The 20,264-nt window shown below is 54.9% G+C and carries 17 protein-coding genes; all 17 read right to left on the bottom strand.

The genetic code is table 11. The features are described from left to right. Positions 1 to 132 precede the first annotated feature (132 nt). Positions 133 to 1,482: a UbiD family decarboxylase gene (locus tag T458_RS47315; protein ID WP_023558113.1), complete on the bottom strand. Its 1,350-nt coding sequence runs from the start codon at positions 1,480 to 1,482 to the stop codon at positions 133 to 135. 21 nt (positions 1,483 to 1,503) lie between these two features. Then, positions 1,504 to 2,358 carry a R2-like ligand-binding oxidase gene (locus T458_RS47320; RefSeq protein WP_023558114.1) on the bottom strand — a complete coding sequence of 285 codons (855 nt, stop codon included), beginning with the start codon at positions 2,356 to 2,358 and terminating at the stop codon, positions 1,504 to 1,506. Positions 2,359 to 2,388: 30 nt separating this feature from the next. Then, on the bottom strand, positions 2,389 to 3,555 hold the full coding sequence (locus T458_RS47325) for an iron-containing alcohol dehydrogenase family protein (RefSeq protein WP_023558115.1): 1,167 nt from the start codon (positions 3,553 to 3,555) through the stop codon (positions 2,389 to 2,391). Further along, positions 3,552 to 5,027 carry an aldehyde dehydrogenase family protein gene (locus T458_RS47330; RefSeq protein ID WP_023558116.1) on the bottom strand — a complete coding sequence of 492 codons (1,476 nt, stop codon included), beginning with the start codon at positions 5,025 to 5,027 and terminating at the stop codon, positions 3,552 to 3,554. The genes T458_RS47325 and T458_RS47330 overlap by 4 nt, the downstream gene beginning before the upstream one ends. Beyond that, complete coding sequence (locus tag T458_RS47335) at positions 5,024 to 5,614, bottom strand: UbiX family flavin prenyltransferase (protein ID WP_023558117.1); 591 nt, start codon at positions 5,612 to 5,614, stop codon at positions 5,024 to 5,026. Before T458_RS47335 ends, T458_RS47330 begins: the two co-directional genes overlap by 4 nt. A 15-nt stretch (positions 5,615 to 5,629) precedes the next feature. Continuing rightward, the gene (locus T458_RS47340; protein WP_023558118.1) at positions 5,630 to 6,970 is read right to left on the bottom strand and encodes an MFS transporter; all 1,341 of its coding nucleotides are present in this window, start codon (positions 6,968 to 6,970) and stop codon (positions 5,630 to 5,632) included. Positions 6,971 to 7,051: 81 nt separating this feature from the next. Then, positions 7,052 to 7,858 carry an enoyl-CoA hydratase/isomerase family protein gene (locus T458_RS47345; protein ID WP_023558119.1) on the bottom strand — a complete coding sequence of 269 codons (807 nt, stop codon included), beginning with the start codon at positions 7,856 to 7,858 and terminating at the stop codon, positions 7,052 to 7,054. Next, positions 7,858 to 9,417 (bottom strand): class I adenylate-forming enzyme family protein, encoded by a 1,560-nt coding sequence (locus T458_RS47350; protein ID WP_023558120.1) that lies wholly within the window; start codon positions 9,415 to 9,417, stop codon positions 7,858 to 7,860. The genes T458_RS47345 and T458_RS47350 overlap by 1 nt, the downstream gene beginning before the upstream one ends. Next, complete coding sequence (locus tag T458_RS47355; RefSeq protein ID WP_023558121.1) at positions 9,365 to 9,913, bottom strand: (2Fe-2S)-binding protein; 549 nt, start codon at positions 9,911 to 9,913, stop codon at positions 9,365 to 9,367. Before T458_RS47355 ends, T458_RS47350 begins: the two co-directional genes overlap by 53 nt. Beyond that, positions 9,913 to 10,800 carry an FAD binding domain-containing protein gene (locus T458_RS47360; protein WP_023558122.1) on the bottom strand — a complete coding sequence of 296 codons (888 nt, stop codon included), beginning with the start codon at positions 10,798 to 10,800 and terminating at the stop codon, positions 9,913 to 9,915. Before T458_RS47360 ends, T458_RS47355 begins: the two co-directional genes overlap by 1 nt. 22 nt (positions 10,801 to 10,822) lie before the next feature. After that, positions 10,823 to 11,278, bottom strand: a complete 456-nt coding sequence (locus T458_RS47365) for an SRPBCC family protein (RefSeq protein WP_023558123.1) — start codon at positions 11,276 to 11,278, stop codon at positions 10,823 to 10,825. Next, positions 11,275 to 13,701 carry a xanthine dehydrogenase family protein molybdopterin-binding subunit gene (locus T458_RS47370; RefSeq protein ID WP_023558124.1) on the bottom strand — a complete coding sequence of 809 codons (2,427 nt, stop codon included), beginning with the start codon at positions 13,699 to 13,701 and terminating at the stop codon, positions 11,275 to 11,277. Before T458_RS47370 ends, T458_RS47365 begins: the two co-directional genes overlap by 4 nt. Positions 13,702 to 13,807: 106 nt before the next feature. Continuing rightward, the gene (locus tag T458_RS47375; protein WP_023558125.1) at positions 13,808 to 14,908 is read right to left on the bottom strand and encodes an XdhC family protein; all 1,101 of its coding nucleotides are present in this window, start codon (positions 14,906 to 14,908) and stop codon (positions 13,808 to 13,810) included. 111 nt (positions 14,909 to 15,019) lie between these two features. Next, complete coding sequence (locus tag T458_RS47380; protein WP_023558126.1) at positions 15,020 to 15,793, bottom strand: response regulator; 774 nt, start codon at positions 15,791 to 15,793, stop codon at positions 15,020 to 15,022. Positions 15,794 to 15,809: 16 nt separating this feature from the next. Then, on the bottom strand, positions 15,810 to 17,354 hold the full coding sequence (locus tag T458_RS47385) for a class I adenylate-forming enzyme family protein (RefSeq protein ID WP_023558127.1): 1,545 nt from the start codon (positions 17,352 to 17,354) through the stop codon (positions 15,810 to 15,812). Positions 17,355 to 17,712: 358 nt separating this feature from the next. After that, positions 17,713 to 18,825 (bottom strand): mandelate racemase/muconate lactonizing enzyme family protein, encoded by a 1,113-nt coding sequence (locus T458_RS47390; RefSeq protein WP_023558128.1) that lies wholly within the window; start codon positions 18,823 to 18,825, stop codon positions 17,713 to 17,715. A 37-nt stretch (positions 18,826 to 18,862) separates the two neighbouring features. Further along, a complete protein-coding gene (locus T458_RS47395) occupies positions 18,863 to 20,242 on the bottom strand; it encodes a YfcC family protein (protein WP_023558129.1) in 1,380 nt (459 codons plus the stop codon). Between the last annotated feature and the right edge of the window lie 22 nt (positions 20,243 to 20,264).

A 20,264-nucleotide genomic window follows, 5' to 3' on the forward strand; every position in this document is an offset into this window, starting at 1 on the left:
AAGGAATGCAAGTTGGATACCAGTCTGCCTATCGTTGATCTTTTGCGGCTTTTTGCCGTTGTGTTGTGTCCGGTTATTGCGCGAAACGGACAGTTTTTGGACAGAGATGTTCTTTGCCGGACAATTGCCTTTCTACAGGTAATCCTCCAGGTTGATACCCTCGTATTGTGGAATTTTGACCCGAAGATAGCGCATCGGCTCGCTGTCCAGTGGAATCGTACAATCGAATCCCAGCTTGGAGCCTACTCCTTCATCCGTAGAGGGATCCAGCTTCGAACCCTGGGCGCCATGGACAACTACCAGATCGCGCTCTGCCTGAAAACGCGTGGCGATCGCCCATTCCACTTCCTCCATATTAAAGATGTCGACGTCCTCATCCACCACGACGACATGCTTGATGTCGAAGCTGTTTGCCAGTGCGGCCAATATGGCGTTTTTCCCCTCGCCTTCATTTCGCTTGAGAATGGACACGATGGCATGATAACGACAGGTGCCGCCCAGGCTCATATGCACCGCCTTCACACCCGGTACCGTTTGTTTGATCGATTGCAACAAACTGGCCTCCCGCGGAATACCCCCGAGTAGAAGATGCTCATAGCCCGCTGGCACGATGGTATAGAAGATCGGCTGATGCCGATGCGTAATCGCCATGATTTCCACGACCTCTTTATCGCTTCTCGGCCCGTAGTATTTCGGAAACTCTCCAAACGGCCCCTCTGGCTCACGTACATGCGGCAGGATTTTTCCTTCCAGCACGATTTCGGCAAAAGCAGGGACGTCGATGTCCACAGTCTCACAGCGAACGACCTCAAGCGGTTCACCTCGCAGCGCTCCCGCAATCTCCAGTTCATCTACCCCAAAGGGTGTACTTGCTTGCGACGCCAGTAGGGTCAAGGGATCGACACCGATGACAATCGCACACTCCAGCGCCCTCCCTGCACTCTCCGCCTGTTTGTAGAGATGATAAGTATGTCTGGGGAGAAGCAACGCGCCGAGGCGATTCTTGCCCGTTACCTGCAGCCGATGAATGGAGACATTTTGCTTGCGCGTGACAGGGTCCCTGACGATGAAGAGTGCTGCAGTCAAATAGTTGCCCGCGTCCTTTTCATGATGAACCGGAATCGGCAACAACCGCATTAGATCGATGTCCTCCCTAATGATGTTCTCCTTTACAGGAGCCTCATCATTTCCGACCTGCTTGCAGGGGAGCGGAGATGCGACCGCATCCGTGAACCTCCTGATGACGTCATAAGGATCGGTCTCCATCGCCTCGGCAAACTGCTCCCGCGTCGAGCAGATGCCGGACACCACAGGGATGCTGTAGTCTTCTACTTGTTTAAAAAAGGCCGCCTTCACACCGTCAAGCTTTTTTGTGACTGCTGCCAGCTCGTACTGAAGGCTGACCTGTTTCTCGATGGTCGCAAGGCGTTCTGTCTGTCGCAAATACTCCAGCCAAGTGCGTAATGTCTGCGCTCTTCGCATGGCTTCTCCCCCCTCCTTCAATTAAACACTTGCTTGTTTCCCAAAAATATCCCGGTATCTGCGCTGATACATTTTCGTCAATCTCTCGCGCCCCCTCACCTCTGGCGGGGTCGGATACTCTTTTCCGTCCACGATGATCGGCTGGTCGTAGCGAATGAGGATATGTGGCAGGTATTCGTTGAGCAACGCATCGATACGCTTGGCGTGCAAGGGGTTTCGAGCCAGCAGTTTCAGCATGCGCAACCCGAAGCCCACATGACGCCCTTCGTCTTCCTTGATGCGGGCGAAGCCTTCTGCCAATCCGGGCAGCAAGCCTTTGCTGCCGTATACGGCTTCAAAGACTTCATACCCCGTCATGGCCTGAACTCCCTCGATGACGCCCTGATAGTGGGTCAAGCCTTCCACCAAGGCAGCCTCCCGCTCTTCTTCCCCCAGTTCCAACGCTGCAAGCATGGTTTTTACCCGATCATCCAGCTTTTGTTGCACCACATTCTTGACTCCGGATATGCGCTCCCGGCCAAATACCTCCTGAAAATAACGCATGAAAAATTGCGTATGCTTGAATTCCTCCAGCAATTGCGTGCTTAAGAACGCCTGTTGCTCCGTCGAGGAACCCAGCATGATCCACGGGCAGAATTTCAGGGCGACATTCTCCTCCGCATCCAAAAAACCGGTGCAGAAGTGGATCAGATAACCCTTGAGGTCCTCATCCAGCTCTGCAAAATCCTTTTTGTCCCGTGTCAGATCAATCGAGGCAGGGTCCCAGGTGCCAAAACGGATCGCCTTTCGATACAAATCCCATGCCACCTCATCCGTGGATTTGTCGAGACCTAAAATCAGATCGTCAGCAGTCGTCATATTGACTTGCTCCTTCATTTTTCATTCCCCCTCAACGAAATGAAATGATTAAAACGCTTTTTGCAAAAGCTCCAGGACTTCCTGCTCGGTCGGCAGCCGAGGATTCCATTTCATCATGCCGCTTTTAAAGGAGTCTTTGGCGATGTCGACCAGCTTTGCTTCTGGAACACCCACTTCCTGCAGTCTTTGCGGGAGACCAATATCTTGGACAAGCTGACCAACCAATTCAGCTGCCGTTCCCGTTTCTTTCTGAACGCTGCCCAGAACATCTGCGATCAACTCCGCTTTTTCCGGACGTACAGGTGTATTGAACGCCACCACATGCGGCAGCAGCAAGCCAATAGCAACCCCGTGCGGAACGTGGCAATGTCCCGAGAGCGCGCTTCCGATAGCATGAGCAAGGCCTAAGAAGCCGTTGTTAAATGCCATCCCGGCCAGCACGCTGCCCTGGGACATTCCGATCCGTGCTTCCATGTCTGCTCCGTCTCGAACCGCTCGGCGCAAATGCGGCGCAATCATCTTCATCGCATGGATGGCGAGGGCATCGGAAGCCGGGCTGGAACGCAGGGAAAAAAACGTCTCAATCCCGTGGGCCAGCGCGTCAATTCCAGTCGCAGCCGTCATTTTTGCCGGCAAGCTCAACGTCAGGGCAGGATCGATCAAGGCGGTCGATGGAGCCATATGCGGGCTTGTTACGGTTATCTTGACGTGGTTCTCCCAGTCGGAATAAACTCCGAAGATCGTCACCTCGCTCCCCGTGCCGGAAGTGGTCGGAATTGCAATCAACGGGATCGCGGATGCTGCAGGGACGCGATTGACGCCCGCATACTGGCCGATGCCGCCGCCATTTGCCGCCAACACGCGAATTCCCTTGGCCGTATCGATCGGACTGCCTCCCCCGATCGCCACCATGCAGTCGAAGGACTGCTGCTGGAACATGGCTGCACCCGCTTGGATGGTCTCCAGACTGGGGTCAGGCTCGACATCGGCGTAGATCTGGAAATGAAGCCCTTTTTCTTCCAGTGAGTGTATCACTTCATCCAAAAGTCCCGCCTGTCGCACTCCTTGATCTGTGACGAGGAAGACGCGGCGTACGCCCATCGACAAAAGCATCTCTCCAAGACGGGATGCGCTGCCCACCCCGAACTGGACGTTGGTGGGCAAGTGAAAGGAAAAAGGAGATTCGATTCCCTGCACGCTTTGATTCGCACTCATCGGTCTTCCCTCCCCTCTTCGCTCGGCAAGTCATCTATTTCAAAATGAATATGCTTCGTCTCGCAGTATTCCATCAGTCCATCCACGCCCCGGGTGCGGCCTAATCCGCTCTGCTTGTAGCCCCCGAACTCTGCCTCCGGGAAATTTTTATTGTACGTATTGATCCAGACCGTCCCCGCGCGGATTCCTTTCGACATGCGCATTGCCCGATTCAGGTCACGAGTCCACACCCCTGCCGACAGGCCGAAGTCTGAGTCATTCGCCATCTCGAGTGCCTCTTCTTCCCTCGCAAAGCTTTGAACGGCGAGCACCGGACCAAATATTTCCTCGCGCACGACGCGGCAATGCGAAGGCAACTCATCGATGATCGTCGGTGCAAAAAAGCTTCCCTGATCAAATGCTCCGCCTGTAATCCGCTGGCCCCCCGTGACGATTTTTCCTTCGCTCCGTCCAATTTCACAGTAATTGGCGATTAGCTCCAACTGAGCCTGATTGACGACCGGTCCCATGTCGGTCGACTCTTCCAATCCATTGCCGACACGCAGATTCTCCGCGTATCGCTTCATGCGCGACAAGACCTCGCCTTTTACGGATTCATGTACAAGCAGCCGCGAACCAGCCATGCAGATCTGCCCCGCAGAGATGAAAATGGAACGGCCGATCACAGGAATGGCCTTGTCAAGATCGGCATCTGCAAATACCACATTGGGAGATTTTCCGCCCAATTCCAGCGCCAGCTTCTTGATATTGCTGGTGGCCATCTCCATGATCTGTTTACCTGTTGATGTATCGCCCGTGAAACTGATCATATCCATCTTCTTGCTCGTCCCCATTGCAGCCCCAATACTTCGGCCGGGACCTGTCACGATACTGACAATACCCTTGGTGAACTGCGGCACCTGATCAATCAGTTTGAATATTTCAACAGATATAGCTGGCGTGAGGCTAGCCGGTTTTACCAGCACCGCATTGCCCGCCGCGAGTGCCGGAGCAAGCTCCCGAATCATCAAAAGCGCAGGCCAATTCCACGGCGATATGATCCCGACTACGCCGATCGGCTCCTTGGTGATGACGCCAAAATTATGCGGCTCCAGTTGCACAGAGCGGCCAAACACCGTCCGTGCCGCACCTGCGAAATACTTTAGCGTATCGACACAGCCGGCCAGCTCCTGGCGGGATTCCTTGATCGTCTTTCCCTGCTCGCGGGTTAGAATGACAGCGAGGCGTTCGAGCTGCTCCTCCATTTTTTGCGCCAAGCCAAGCAATGCTTCATAACGCCTCTTGGGATTGTATCCCCAATCGCTTCTCTGAAAGACTTCGTACATTTTGTCTATCGCTTGCTCCACGTCCTGAACTGCAGAGTTCTGTGCGTATCCTACCAGCTCCCCCGTAGCAGGATTAAAAGATTCCAACCACTCTCCCGAAACGGAGGACGTCCACTCTCCGCCAATGTAATTGTAATATCGGGTCACCTGTACCCCTCCCTCTTTTTTTCTCCTTGCTCCATACCCTGCCATCTCTCAAACAGATGGGCTTCCAGACGAAATTGGTCGAGAGCCTTCTGCACGCTTTGATTCACGATGTCGTCGATGCTTTGCGGAAGATGGTAAAAAGACGGGACCGGGGGGAGAATGATTCCTCCCATCTGCGTGACCGCGAGCATCTGCTGGATATGGCCGAGGTGGAGCGGCGTCTCACGCAGCATCAGCACCAGCTTTCTGCGTTCCTTCAATTGCACATCCGCGGCTCTCGTCAACAGCTCGCTATTGTAGCTGTTGGCGATTCCGGAGAGGGTTTTGATGGAACATGGCGCAACGATCATGCCGTCGACCAGATACGAGCCGCTGGAAATCGCAGCCCCCAGATCCTGGTTGTCGTATACCTTGCTCGCCATCCTCCGCAAATCTTCCATCCGGTAATTCGTTTCGTACTCGATCGTGCGAATCGCTGTGCTGCTTACCACCAGATGAACCTCCACGCCCAATTTGCAGCATTGCTCTACGATCCGCACGCCATAAATGGCTCCGCTCGCCCCCGAAATCCCTACCACGAGTCGCATGACAACCTCCTCTCGTTATTCAAAATTGCCCTTGGTCTCCGGTATCACCAAGCTGCCGATTACATACACCACAAACACGGCGATTGAAAAGCCCATTAGCGAGTAAGGAATATTTTCGGTCGTTCCGCTCGCCAGCGTGACAAAGGTAGGCATCATGCCCCCGACCGCAAAGCCCATGTTCCAGGAAAGACCTGTTCCGCTCGACCGGATCGATGTCGGGAAGCGTTCATTGAGAAAAATCAGGATCGGGGCATAAGCTGCATTGCCCAAAAATGCCAGCGCGAGGGCGTAGAAGGTGATCATCGGGATTGAGGTTGCGCTTCCCAATTGAATGAAGAGAACAGGCAACAGAATCAGATTGATGAAGCCAATGAGCAAAAAGGTCTTTTTCCTGCCGATTACATCACTGAGATAGCCAAACAAGACGGCCGAAATGATGGCGCTTACACTTGCTCCCATGAGAATCAGAGAAGCGGTACCGCTGGACACCTTATTGATGACATTCAGGAAAGTAGGCAAATAACCGGATGTGAGATAGTAAGCAGTTCCGCCGCCGGTCACGAGCATGAGATTGACCAAAAGCACATTCCGGTATTGCGTGAAAATCATTTTGACAGGCGACCCCTCCGGTTTTTTCGCCGCTTCCTTTTTTTGCTGGGCTTGCAGCCACAACGGGGATTCCTCCAGCGATTTGAAAACAAACACGCCTAGCACAGCGCTGAGGATGCCGGCAAAAAACATAAATCTCCAGCCCCATGCATCAAACGCTTCGCCGGGAAATGCTTCAGAGACAATAAAGTAGACGATGGAAGCGAGCAAAGCGCCCAGACCTGCACCTCCGCCCCCGACAAACCCGGACATGAATCCGCGCCATTTTGGCGGGACCGATTCTGTACCGATCGTATGCGTCGAGGCAACCACGCCGCCTACAAAAATGCCCTGCACCAGCCTGAGAATCAAAAAGATGATCGATGCACCGACACCAATCTGATGTACCGTCGGCAATGCTCCAAACAAGGCCGTGGCTACGCCGACACCGATGACAGCCACAATCATGGCTTTTTTGCGCCCTTTTCGGTCCGCGTACGAACCAAACAAAGCGGAGCCGATCGGCCGCATCAGTAGTGTGACGGCGAAGGAAGCATAGACAGCTGCCAGGGAAAGCGTAGGCAGCTCGGTGGGAAAAAAGAGCTTGCCAATCACAGGTGCCACATAAAGAAGGACAAAGAGATCAAACAAATCAAGAGCCCATCCCAGAAGAGATGCGATCGATGCATTTACCATCTGGCGGCGGCTGATCTCTACCTTCGGCGGCTGATTGCTGGAAAGCACCGTCGTACTGTTTGTCATGGACATGTTCATAACCTCCAATCATCTATTGTTGAAGCGGAGCCCAGGCTCGGGTATTCGCTTTGTCAGCCCCGAGCCTCCCCTCTCTTACTTCCCGGTAAAATTCGGCTTCCGTTTTTCGTTGAAGGCCTCTACCCCTTCACGGAAGTCGTCCGTGCTGCGCAGCATGCCATAGGCATAGCCTTCGATCTCCAGCCCCGCGCTCAGTGATCCCTCTTGGGAGGCGTTCAACACCTGCTTCAAGACGCGCAGGGCAAGCGGCGAGTATTCCAGCAGCTCGTCGACGAGATCTGCTACAGCCTGCTCCAGTTTTTCCTGCGGCACGACTGTAGTGAGCAGCCCCCATTGATACGCTTCTGCGGCTGGAATTCGTCTACCGCGCATGATCATATCCTTGGCGCGTCCCAAGCCTGCCAGTCTGGCGATTCGTTGGGTGCCGCCGCTTCCCGGAATCATGCCAAGCTTGATCTCCGGCAGGGCGAGCAATGTCGTATCGGAAGCGACGCGGAAATCACACGCCATGGCGATCTCCAGCCCCACGCCGAAGGTATAGCCTTGCAGTTGAGCAATCACCGGCTTTGGCGAGCGTTCCGGAGCGGCAACATTTTTATGGAGAACAGACAGCTCCTCAGGGTGGCGTTCCATGAACTGTGCAATCGTGCCCCCCGAAGAAAAAGCCTGGGTTCCCTCCCCTTTCAGCACGATGACACGCACATCATCGTCTTCGTTCAGCTCCTGGAAAATCTGGTTCAACTGGGAGCGGCCGATAAAGCTGAGCGTATTCATTTTTTCCGGACGATCCAGGATGATGGTCGCGGTCTTTTTTTCCGCGTTTTTCTCGACGCGAATGTGATCCCACTGCGTAGCTGCGAGGCTGCTTGTTTGTTTTTCCATTACGAAACACTCTCCTTTTTTGTTGGGCTTGGTTGAGCGTAGCCATCCCGAAGCATCCGCCGCAGGATTTTTCCGACGGGACTTTTGGGGATCGAATCTACCAAAACGTACTTTCTCGGTCTCTTGAAGTTGGACAAATGCTTGCTTTGTCGGCAGAATTCGTCCAGCTCCTCAGCGTTTAACTGGGGATCATGGGCGACGATAAAGGCCGTTACGACTTCTCCCCATCGCTGATCGGGCAACCCCACCACAGCTACCTCCGCGACCTTGGGATGCTTGGCGATGACATCCTCCACCTCCAACGGGTGGATGTTTTCTCCCCCGGAGATAATCATGTCGTCCACGCGCCCCAGGACATACAGGTCGCCGTCTTCATCGAAGCTCCCCATGTCTCCCGTGAAGTACCAGCCCTCACGAATGGCCTTGCGCGTAGCGTCGGGACGATTCCAATATCCCTGAAAGGCTTCCTGGGAACGCAAATCCACGATGATCTCTCCCGGAACCCCTGTCTGGACCACATCCTCAGGAGTGGAACCTCCATCCGGGTCTGCCACGACGACGCGCAATCGCTGGTGAAAGCCCGGCTTCCCCGCACACCCCGGCTTGCGGTCGAGATAATCACAGATGGAAAAGGTGTATACCTCTGATGAGCCGTAGTGGTTGACGAACACCTTGGGCTTTAGCTTGGCGAAGATTTCCTCTGTCAGGGCCTTGGTCATCGCTGCTCCGGCATAGCCCAGTTTTTTGAGAGAAGAGAGATCGTATTGAGCGAACTTAGGATGATAGACAAGATCGTGAAAAATGGTAGGAACGAGATACACGCATGAGAGCTTTTCTTTTTCCAGCGTCTCCAGGACCGTCTCCGCATCGTAATCAGGCGTCATGACCATCTTGCCGTTCAGCAATGCGATGGAGAGGAGGGAGCGCATGCCCATGGTGTGGTATAGCGGCATGACCCCAATCGTGCTTTCCTGAAAGACATACTGATTTTGAATGATGTGGGCGACAGCGGCGCTGTACTCATTGCGATGGGTTCGCGGAACGCCCTTGGGCCTTCCGGTCGTGCCGGAGGTGTACAGCATCAGGCAGAGATCATCTCCGTCGCTTTCGCTTCGCACAAGCGGTTGCTTGCTCTTGTGCCGCAGCTCCTCGTACTGGATGTCTGCTCCCCTCGCTTGCAGGACGGCCACCTTGATCGTATCCATTCCATGCACGGCCGCAAGAACGGCATGCTCGCTGACCGGTTCATAGATGACAGCCTTTGCCTGCGCATCTTTGACGCAATATTCAATCTCTTCTGCCGTCAATCGGAAGTTGATTGGAGTGAACACGGCGCCGATCTTTTGAATCGCCCAGTACAGGATGACCATTTCCAGACGATTTTTTAGTACGAGGACGACGCGGTCATGTCTTTTAATTCCGAGGGACTGCAGACCAGCTGCGGCATGGTCGACCTCCTGATTCAGTTCGGCGTAAGTAAATCGTTTTTCGCCTTGTACGAGTGCCTCATACTGTGGGTGTCGTTCGACTGCAAATTGAAACAGGGTCCCCAGATTCACGTACTTCACCTTCCTTCCTTCGATCGGCCACTTGCTGCACGGCCTCTACGATTCCCTTGTAGCCCGTGCATCTGCACAAGTGACCGGACAACATATCGGCAATTTCCTCCTTGCCCGGATCGGCATGAGTCTGCAAAAACTCGACGGAGGACATCAGGATGCCTGGCGTGCAAAATCCGCATTGCAGGGCGTGACATTCCGAGAACGCTTCCTGCAGGGGGTGGGGTTTCCCATCCTTCGCCAATCCCTCTACTGTCGTGATGTCGGCGCCTTCCGCCTGAATCGCCAGGATCAGACAGCTGCGAACCGCTCTGCCGTCCACCAGCACTGTGCAAGCTCCGCATACGCCGTGTTCGCAGCCGACATGCGTGCCCGTCAAGCCGCAGTCCTCCCGCAGAAAATCGCTCAACAGCTTTCGGGGTTCGACCTGTTCCTCATAGCGCTTGCCGTTTACCTGCAAGCGCAGGCTGTATCGTTCCTCGCGCTTTACCTGCATCACGTCGCACTCCCCTTTCCCAATACCGCGCGATGGTAGGCGGTCTCCAACACCCGTGCCGCAAATACCTGGGCCAGGTGGAGGCGATACTCCCTGCTGGCGTGCAGATCCCCTTCCGGATCGATATCGGCTGCCGCTGCACGGCTCGCTTCCAGCAGCAGCGAATCCGTCAGCTTTTCGCCGAGGATGAGACCCTCCACCTCGCGGGCCAGCACCGGAACCGCATCTACTCCGCCCAAAGTCAGCCTGACGGAAGCGATCCGCTCCTGTTCGTCGACATCGAGTACACATGCCGCCGAAACCAGTGCAAAATCTCCGTGTTTGCGGCTGTACTCCTGGAATGAGTAGCCTTTGGGTATATGCCTTGTGGGGATTTTCACCTCACGCAGTATCTCGTTCGGCATGAGATCCGTCGTCAGATAGGTGATGAAGAAATCCTCCACGTCCACTGCCCGAATTTCCTCCGCGCTTTGGATGACGACTGCAGCTTGCAATGCCAACAGGGACAAGGGAATCTCGGCCGTCGGATCGGCGTGGACGAGGCTGCCCCCGAAAGTGCCGCGATTGCGCGTCTGCATATGCCCGATGTAGGGCAAGGCCTCCGCAAGCAGCGGTGTTTTTTCTCTGACAAGAGCGGACCTCTCTACGTCCCTTTGCCTGGTCAACGCTCCGATGTGCAGCCAGTCCCCTTCCTCCCGGATGTACTTCAATTCTTCCAGTCCGCTGATATCGATCAGGCACTCGGGCGTGGACAGGCGCATGTTGAGGATCGGGACCAGACTCTGCCCTCCGGCGATCAGCTTCCCTTCCTCGCCGTACTCCTGCAAGTATTGGCACGCCTCCTCCACCGTGGAGGGACGAAGATAATCAAATGCTGCCGGTTTCATCTCTATCCCCTCCGAATTTTTGTCAGGCTGTTTTTTGTTCCTTATCCACATGCTTCTTCAGCTTTTTGAAAAAATCCGTAATCAGCAGCTTGGCGACGCCGCCCAGCATCCGTTGACCGATCGAGGCCACCTTTCCCCCTACCTCGGCTGTGTAAGTATAAGTGAGCGTCGTGCTGCCATCCTCTCCGGGGGCCAGTTCGATCAGTCCTTCTGCCTCGACAAAGCCTGGCGCTCCTTCGCCCCGTACAATCAGCTTGTAGCTTTTTCGCTCGATCACATCTGCCAATTGAATCGTGGCATCGTATTTTCCTTTGACCGCCGCTACTCCGACAGCCAGATCCGCACGGTATTTGCCATCCTCCACAAGCACCAGCTCCTTGCAGCCCATCATGCACTCGGCCAGCACTTCCGGATCCAGGATCTTCGCCCATACCTGCTCCACTGTCGCGTTCAGCTCGACAGAACCATTGCCGTTCATGCGTATTCCTCCTTCTTTTTCTTCGATTGCTGGATCCATGACCAGACGCGGTTCGGCGACAGGGGAAGCGTGTCGACCGTTACATCCCATTCAGCGAGCGCATCCGCCACTGCATTGGCGATGACGACCGGAGCGCTCATCGTATTTCCTTCTCCCAGCCCTTTTGCCCCGAGCGGTGTCAGCGGGGACGGCGACTCGATATGCCCGATGGTGACAGGAGGCATCTCGGTAGCGGTCGGACATAAGTAGTCCATGAAGCTGCCGGAGAGAAATTGGCCGTTTTTGTCATAGGCAAGCTCCTCATAGAGCGCGCCGCCCAAGCCGTGAGCCAGACCGCCCATGATCTGTCCGTCGGCGATCAGGGGATTCAGCAGCACGCCAGCGTCATGCACCGTGCAGTAATTCAGGATTTTCACATCCCCCGTGGCTGCATCTACCTCGACGACGACCGCATCCGCGACGAATCCGTAGGCAGCCGAACCGTTGACCCGATCCTGTTCATCCGGGGGTTGTGCCGTAGGAATCGTATAAAAGGCGGTCTCGTGAATGCCCGGCTCCGTCCCCGCTGGCAGACCCTGCGGATTCCAGTGGGCCGAACCGACCAGTCTCCTGAGCGAAACCTGCTTGGCAGGATCATTTCTCAGTGCGACTTTTCCGCCTTTCATCTCCAGTTGATCCGGCGAGCACCCGAGCTGATCGGCCGCTATCCGCAGCAGCTTTTCCCGAACCTTGCCAGCCGCCTGGTAGACTGCACTGGAACCGATGGGGGCAAATCGACTCGAATAGCTGCCCGATGCCACAGACCAGGGACTGGTCAAGGTGTCCATCTCTGCTACGACTTTGACCGTGCAAGGATCTACGCCCAATACTTCTCCTACGATCTGTGCTGCCACCGTCTCATGCCCCTGCCCTGTCGGAGCCGTACTGATGCGGACGCTGATGCCGCCCATCGGATCGATGGACACGGTCGCGCCTTCTGCACATCCTGATTTGGGCAATGATTTTGACCGCTCCTCGGGAGTCAATGCGACAGTGATATAGCCCATATTGGAGCCGGAGGGCTCGACGATGCAGGCCAGACCGATTCCCAGCAGCTTCCCTTTTGACCGGGCTTCCTTTTGGCGTTGGCGAAACTCCTCGTATCCGACCATTCCGATCAGCTTGTCAAACGCACTCTTGTAATCACCGCTGTCGTAGATGCCGCCTGAAGGCGTTTGGTAGGGAAACTCTTCTTTCCCCAGCAGATTTATGCGAAGGACCTCTGCCGGATCGAGTCCCAGCTTCGTCGCCACCATCTGCATGATGCGCTCGAGCGGAAAATAGAGCTGCTGTCCGCCATAGCCCCGTATCAGCCCCGTCGGACTTTTGTTGGTCATGACCGCGATGGTCTCCATCTGCAAATGCTCGATCCGATACGCGCCGGTAGTGTTGGAATGCGTCCGGTACAGGCAGGCGGGCTCCGGCGCTCGCACGTAGGCCCCTACACTGTCTACCATTTTCATTCGCAATCCCGTGACCGTACCGTCCCGCTTCACCGCCGCCTCGATCCATGTCACCCGATCGGTGCCGCTCGAGCTCGCCATGAGATGCTCCTGGCGATCCTCGATCCATTTGACTGGCAAGCCCAGTTTTTTCGAGACTACGCCCATCAGCACCATATAGGGGTAGACACCGGACTTGATCCCGTAGCTGCCTCCCACATCCTTGGGAATCAGAATGCGGAGCCGGTTGCTGTCGATCCGCAAGGCTGCGGCCATGACGGACTGCAAGGTAAACGGCCCGTGAAAATTGGACCAGATCGTCAGGCTGTCATCACTTGACTGATAAGAAGCAATTACTCCATAGGTCTCGACAGGCGTGGCGCTGTATTTGGGAAAGGCAAACTTGTGCTTGATTACGACATCTGCTTCGCGGAAGGCCTTGTCAGGGTCCCCGTAGGAAAAATGCCGATGGTTGGCGATGTTGGAGCCAACCTGCTCATGCAGCAGCGGGGAATCTGGAAGCAATGCCTGCTCGATCTCGACGACTGCGGGAAGGGGCTCGTATTCCACCTCGATCTTCTCCAGCGCATCCTCGGCCAAATAGCGGTTCTTGGCGACTACGACCGCTACCGGCTCCCCGACATACCGCACCTTGTCTACCGCCAGAGAGTAATAGTGCACGGAAGCCGTCACACCTACCGGAAAAGGATTCGTGCAGGCCGCCACATCCTGTCCGGTCACCACGCCCTTCACACCTGGCATCTCTTCGGCTACCTGCGTGCGGATCGCCTTGATTCGCGCATGGGGATACGGGCTTCGCAGGATGGCGGCGTGATGAATATGGGGCAGGGGATTCATGTCCTCGATGAAGCTGCCTTGCCCGGAAGTGAGTCGCGCGTCTTCTACGCGCTTCATCGGTTTTCCGATCTGTTTCGTCTCCACTCGCTGCTTCCTCCTCTCTTTTATCTGGTAAAATTTGTAGTTTTCGCATGTGAATACTGAGGTTTTTGAGCAACAGACTCCACAAGCCATATCCAGCCTGGAACGGTTATGACTTCGCTGCCAGAAGAGGTTCCTTGCGCCGCTCATGCAAGGGCTCGCTTCTTCCTTTCAGGGATAGCCCGCTGCGTCCGCTGCGGCAACTGCTGATCTCTGCCAAAATGCTCAGCGCGATTTCCTCGGGGGAATCAGCACCGATGTCCAGTCCTACAGGAGCATGCAGCTTGTTTCGCTCATCCTGATCGAATCTTCCTCGCTCTTCGCTGATCTCCCGCAGGATCTGCTCCGTGCGTCTGCGCGGACCAAGCACGCCCAGATACGGAATGGGCGACTCCATCAATCGTCTGAGCAGCATCAGATCCAGCTCATACTGATGAGTCATCACGACGACATAGGCATCCTCCCTCACGGAGATGGATCCATACTCCTGCCGAGCAACCAGCACCACCTCGTCCGCATCGGCAATGACCGGATGCCGGAGGGACAGTTGGCGATGATCGATCACCGTCACATGCCAGCCTAGCTCTCGCGCTCCCCGCACGAGCGGTACGGCGTCCGGCCCAGCGCCGCAGATGACCAGCGGCGTTCGCGGCTGTATCGTTTCTGCAAAAAGGGTAATCTCCACTTCGTCCCTGATCACTTGGTACAGCCCTTTCGCCTGCGCAGGCAGTCCGAGGGTTTGCTGTTCATCCTGATCGAGGAAAAACACACTCCCCACAGGCTGCTTGGCTGGATCACCGGTCTGGATGATGACGCCGCTCATGCACACCTCTCGGGTCATCGCCTTTGCCTCATAGATGTGAAAAAGCTGTTCGGCTTGGTGGGGAGCGTGCTTGGGATCATAGGGCTGAAGCAGGATTTGCATCGCACCGTTGCAGCCAACCCCAAGTCCCCAGAGCAGATCCTCTTCCGCACGGAAATCGTAGCGATGCACCGCAGGTCTTCCTGTCTGCAGCACATGCCTGGCATGCTCAAGCAAGTCACTTTCGACGCAGCCCGCGCTCAGTGTCCCGATCACTTCCCCGTGTTCCAGGAGGAGACACGCTGCTCCTTCCCTCCTGTACGTAGAACCCTCGACATGAATGATCGTCGCCACGACTCCGCGCTCCCGGCTTTGCAGACAACGCTTCAATCCGCGGTATACTTCCATCACCTCTGCATCACCTCACATCGGGAAGTAGCGTGCTTGAAACTATAATAGGAATATTTCGAATTATGCGGTTTTAAATTCTTCGCATCCTCATCTTGAGATTTTTGCTTTTTACTCACTCTTGGCGAGCAGGCTGGAAAACATCTGCCTGTATTCGGTTGGCGTGATATTTTCCAAGCGTTTAAACGTTGTGGCGAAGTATCCAGCATTCGTAAAGCCTGCATGATTCGCGATCACTTCGACCGGCAGCGCCGTCATTTTCAACAGCTTTTTCGCCTGCTCGACGCGGTATTTGGTCAGATACTCCACAAACGTCACCCGCATCTCCGCTTTGAAGAGGCGGCTGAAATGGGAACTGCTCAGGTACACACGATCCGCCACATCGTGCAGCGTGATCGGCTCATGATAGTGGCCATGGATGTACTGCAGCGAGCTTTGAATGGGATTTCCGTAATCGATCTTGTCCGATTCCGGAGAATGAGCGCTTTTTCTGACCGATGTGGTCTCCCTCCACAGCTGCGGCATGAGAAGCCGATCACAGGCGGCCAGGAATTCCAATCGGGCCACGGGCTTTAACAAATATCCGGAAAACCCTGCATTGATGGCAGCCTGAACCACTTCGAACATCTGCAGTTGTGTCAGGACGACAATGGGGATGTACGGATACTGCTCCAGGATGCGCTTGCCGCACTCGATCCCGTCCATGTCTGGAAGAGACAAATCGAGGATGACCATGTTCGGCTGATAGTCTCGAACCATCGCCAATCCCTTCTGCGCGTTGTCGCACTCGTACACGGGAAGGTAATTGTACTGGCTTCCCGCCAGAATCGATCGAATTTCTTCACCGGTTTCTATTTCATCGTCGATAATGAGCAGCCCAGCCAACAGGATCCCCTCTTTCCTACGTGTTGTTTCTCTGCGCCAAAAGGTGGTTCAGCTCCCGGCGAAGTATCTTGCCAGACGCATTTCTCGGAAGCTCGTCTACGAACAGGTATTTGCGCGGCCGCTTGCTATTGGACAGCTTCGCGTGCTGCTTGCAATACTGGTCTAGCTCCTGTACCGTCAGGCCGGCATCCGGCTCCTGCGGGACGATGCAGGCGACCACAATCTGTCCCCAGCGATCATCTTCCTCGCCGATGACCACGGCTTCTGCCACCTTCGGATGACTGGACAACACTTCTTCGATCTCCACCGGAGAGATGTTTTCCCCTCCAGAAATCAGCATCTCATCAATTCTTCCGACGATGTAGAGATCTCCCTCATCATCCAAAACGCCGAGATCACCCGTGTAGTACCAGTCGTGGCGGATCGCCTTGCGGGTAGCATCCGGGCGATTCCAGTAGCCTTTGAAGGCTTCGTCTGACCCTGCGTGAATGATGATTTCCCCGATCTGGCCGCTCGGAACCACGTCTTGTGGCGTAGCGCCTCCAGATGGATCAGGGACAATCAGCCGCATGCGCTGATGAAATCCAGGCTTGCCCGCACAGCCCGGTTTTTTGTCCAGCGCAGAGCAGGTGGTAAATGTGTAGATTTCGGTGCTGCCGTAATGATTGACGAAATGCTTGGGTTTGAAGAAAGAGAAGCATTTTTGCGTCAGGGCTTCGGACATGGGAGCGCCTGCATAGCCGATTTTTTGCAATGCCGACAGGTCATAATCGGCTTTGTTCCCGTTTTCCAGCAGCTCATGGTATAGGCGGGGGATCATGTACAAGCAAGTGATTTTTTCTTTTTCCAGCAAGGACAGCATGGAGACCGGGTCGGATTGTACCGGTATGACGTACTTGCCATTGAGCATGCACATCGACAACAGGGAATGAATGCCCATCGTGTGGTACAGCGGCATGGCTCCCAGCGTATTTTCAAACGGCTCGTACGCGTTTTGAATGATGTGCGCGATGGTGGAAGCGTATTCATTTTTATGGGAGCGCGGCACGCCTTTCGGAAATCCGGTCGTTCCCGAAGTGTACAGCATCAAGGCAATCTCTTCCTCGTCGAATACGGCGCTCTCGAACGAAGAAGTCCCTCTTTGCACCAATTCGTCGTAGCTGACGTCGCCCTCCCCATGATCCACTCCGATAAAAACAGGACGATCGCTGAATTTTGCTGACATTACTGCGCGTCGGCTGCTGCTTTCAAAGATGACTGCCTTTGGCTCCGAATCACTGATGCAGTACTGGGTATCCTCTGGAGACAAGCGCATGTTGATGGGCGTAAAGATCGCGCCCAGCTTTTGAGTAGCCCAGAATACACATACTGCTTCACGCCGATTTTTCAGCAAAACCATCACGCGGTCCCTGCGGGCCACGCCCAGCTTCATCAAGGATGTCGCCAGACGATTTACTTCCTCGTTCAATTGCGCAAAGGTATACCTCACTTCATTCTCAACAAGCGCGACACGGTCCGGATAGCGACTGATTGCACATTCAAAGACGGTCCCGAGATTCATATTCGTTTCCCTCCAGATCTTCTGTCCAATCCTCCTATAATGGTACCAAAAAGATCTTTTTGAAAAATCATACTATACGCATTTCCGGCTTCTCTTTGTAATTTTGATCTTTGCGCTTTTAAAATTTAATCATCCTTCGACTAGGACCAGCCAGCTCTATATGGGTGTTTCGGGGTATAACAAAAGCGCTTCGAGCCTATGGATCGAAACGCTTTTTCGCTGCATGTTGGGGAACGGGGGCGAAAACGGAGGTAGATCCAGTCATTTTCTCATTTTCGCCAGATTCCTGCACTCAGGAAATATTTGATAAATAAAAGCAGGGCGTCATTGGATCACCCTGCTCATTGAGAAAATGCTCTTATTTGCCGATCACCGCAGTCATCTGCGCCAACTCCGCGATCGTCTCCTCGTCCACCGACAGCCCCAGGCCCGGGAGAGTCGGCAGGACAATCCGCTTTCCTTCATACGGAAAGGCGGCGACGTCTCGTGAAAACATCAGCGGACCTACCAGCTCGTTGGAGATAATGGTTTTTTTGGCTGCGCTCAGATGCGCGCCTGCTGCCGATGCGACGGCGGACTCGACCATCGAGCCCACCTGGCACTCCATCCCTGCCATCTCGGCTTGCGCCACCAGCTTCAGGGCCGGATAGATGCCGCCGCATTTCATCAGCTTGATATTGAGCTTGTCGGCTGCCTGCTTGATGATCGTCTCGCGCATCTCCCGGTCGCCGTGCACACCTTCGTCGATCATCACCGACAGATAGGTTTGTCGGCGAATTTCCGCCAATGCCGAGATGTCGTCAGCGATGACGGGCTGCTCGATCCAATCGATATTGCACGTTTTTACCTGCTCCAGGGCCCACATGGTCGTGGCTTTGTTTCTCCAGCCCTGGTTGGCGTCGACACGCAATTGCACGTGGTCGCCGATCGCCCGACGGACCGCCTGAATTCGTTTGACATCGACGACTGGGTTGGTGCCCACTTTGATCTTGATCGATTCGTACCCTTGTCGGATGGCTTCCTTCGCTTCCTCTGCCATGACGTCAGGGTCGAGAATGCTGACTACGTAGGGAACGGGCAATTGATCGTGAAAGCGGCCCCCGAGCAGATTGTAGACAGGCTGATTGGTCGCCTTGCCCATGATATCGTAGCAGGCAATATCAATCGCTGCCTTCGCTGACGGGCAGCCGTACACGGCACCCGCCATTTTTTCATGAATCCGCTCGATCTGGAAAGGATCTTCTCCGATGACGAGCGGGCCAAGCTGGTGAACCAGCAAGCTGTAGGTACTCTCCCAGGTCTCCCCCGTCACGTGCTGGTCTGGTGTCGCCTCGCCGTATCCGGTAATCCCGGTGTCGGTCTCCACCTTTACCAGCAGCGTCGGCATATCGGCGTAAGTCTCATATGCCACGATAAACGGGCGAATCAGCGGAAGCCTGATCCCCGTGACTGTGATCGAAGTAATCTGCATGCTGCTCCTCCTCGGGGGCTTCTACACACGTCCCCTATTATTGATAGCCGATCAGATGGGCAATCGTGACGAAGACTGCTCCCAGCACATAGTGAATGAGAATCAGCGGCCAGATCCATTTGACCCACTTGATCCAGGAGATTCCCGCCAGAGCGAGACCTGCCATGAAATAACCGGATGTAGGCGTAAAGATGTTGGAGATTCCGTCGCCGAGTTGGAATGCGAGAACGGCTGTCTGACGAGTCACGCCGACCAGGTCGCCAAGCGGAGCCATAATCGGCATCGTCACAGCCGCTTGCCCGCTGCCTGACGGGATGATGTAGTTGACCATACATTGGACGACGTACATCCCGATGGCTGTCAAAGCCGCCGGCAAGGAACCTACCGCATTGGCCAAGCCGTAGAGGATGGTGTCGAGAATCTTGCCGTCCTGCAAAATGACCAGAATCCCGCGGGCAACCCCGACCACCAGTGCACCCATGACCAGTGTGCGACAGCCCTCGATAAACGCTTCGGCGATCTGATTGAACGAAAGGCGGGACACGATCCCGGTCAGAATACCCATCAACAGGAACAATCCCGCGATTTCCTTCAAATACCAGCCCAGCTGCGTAACGCCGATCGCCAGCATGACAATGGCTGCTGCCAGGATGAGCAGCACCAGCTTTTGTTTTCCAGTCAAGCCCGCCACTTGTTCGACGGGATCTTGTTTTTCGCGGAGAACCGCATCTGTGTCATACGTAGCACTCTGTTTGGGGTCCTTTTTGATCTTGCCCGCATACCTCATCACGTACCAGATACTGATGATGAGAAAGATCACCCACATGACAATCCGGAAGGTCATCCCGGAAAACAGCGGGATCTGGGCAATTCCCTGCGCCACCCCGACAGTAAACGGGTTCATGAACGCAGTGGTAAATCCCACAGAGGTACCGACCAGCACCACTGCTGCGCCTGTCATCGAGTCAAAGCCCAGGCGGAGCATCAAGGGAATCAGGATGGTGATATAGGCGATCGTCTCTTCCGCCAGCCCCAGCATCGCCCCTGCCAAAGCAAAGAAGATCATCAGCACGGGAATAATCAGTTTTTCTCGACCTTCCATCTGCCTGGAAATACTGCCTACAGCACCTTGAACGACATTGGTCGACAAGAGAATACCGAACGAACCACCTACGATAAAAATGTAAAAAATAATGTCCGCTGCTGCATTCATCCCTGTGTACAGCGATTCAAATACAGCCATGAAACCGATGCTGTCAGCTTCCACCGTATGATAGGTGCCATCTACCGCAATCATGCGTCCGGTGGCATCCTCGGCACGGTCGTACTCACCGGGTGTTACAACATAAGTGGCGATCGCTGCAAGCAAAATGACGGAAAACAAGATCACAAACACGTGAGGCACTCTCGAAGCCATCTTCCAACCCCCTTATCCAGTT

Origin of the sequence: Brevibacillus panacihumi W25 (assembly GCF_000503775.1) — a bacterium.
GTDB lineage: Bacteria > Bacillota > Bacilli > Brevibacillales > Brevibacillaceae > Brevibacillus > Brevibacillus panacihumi_A.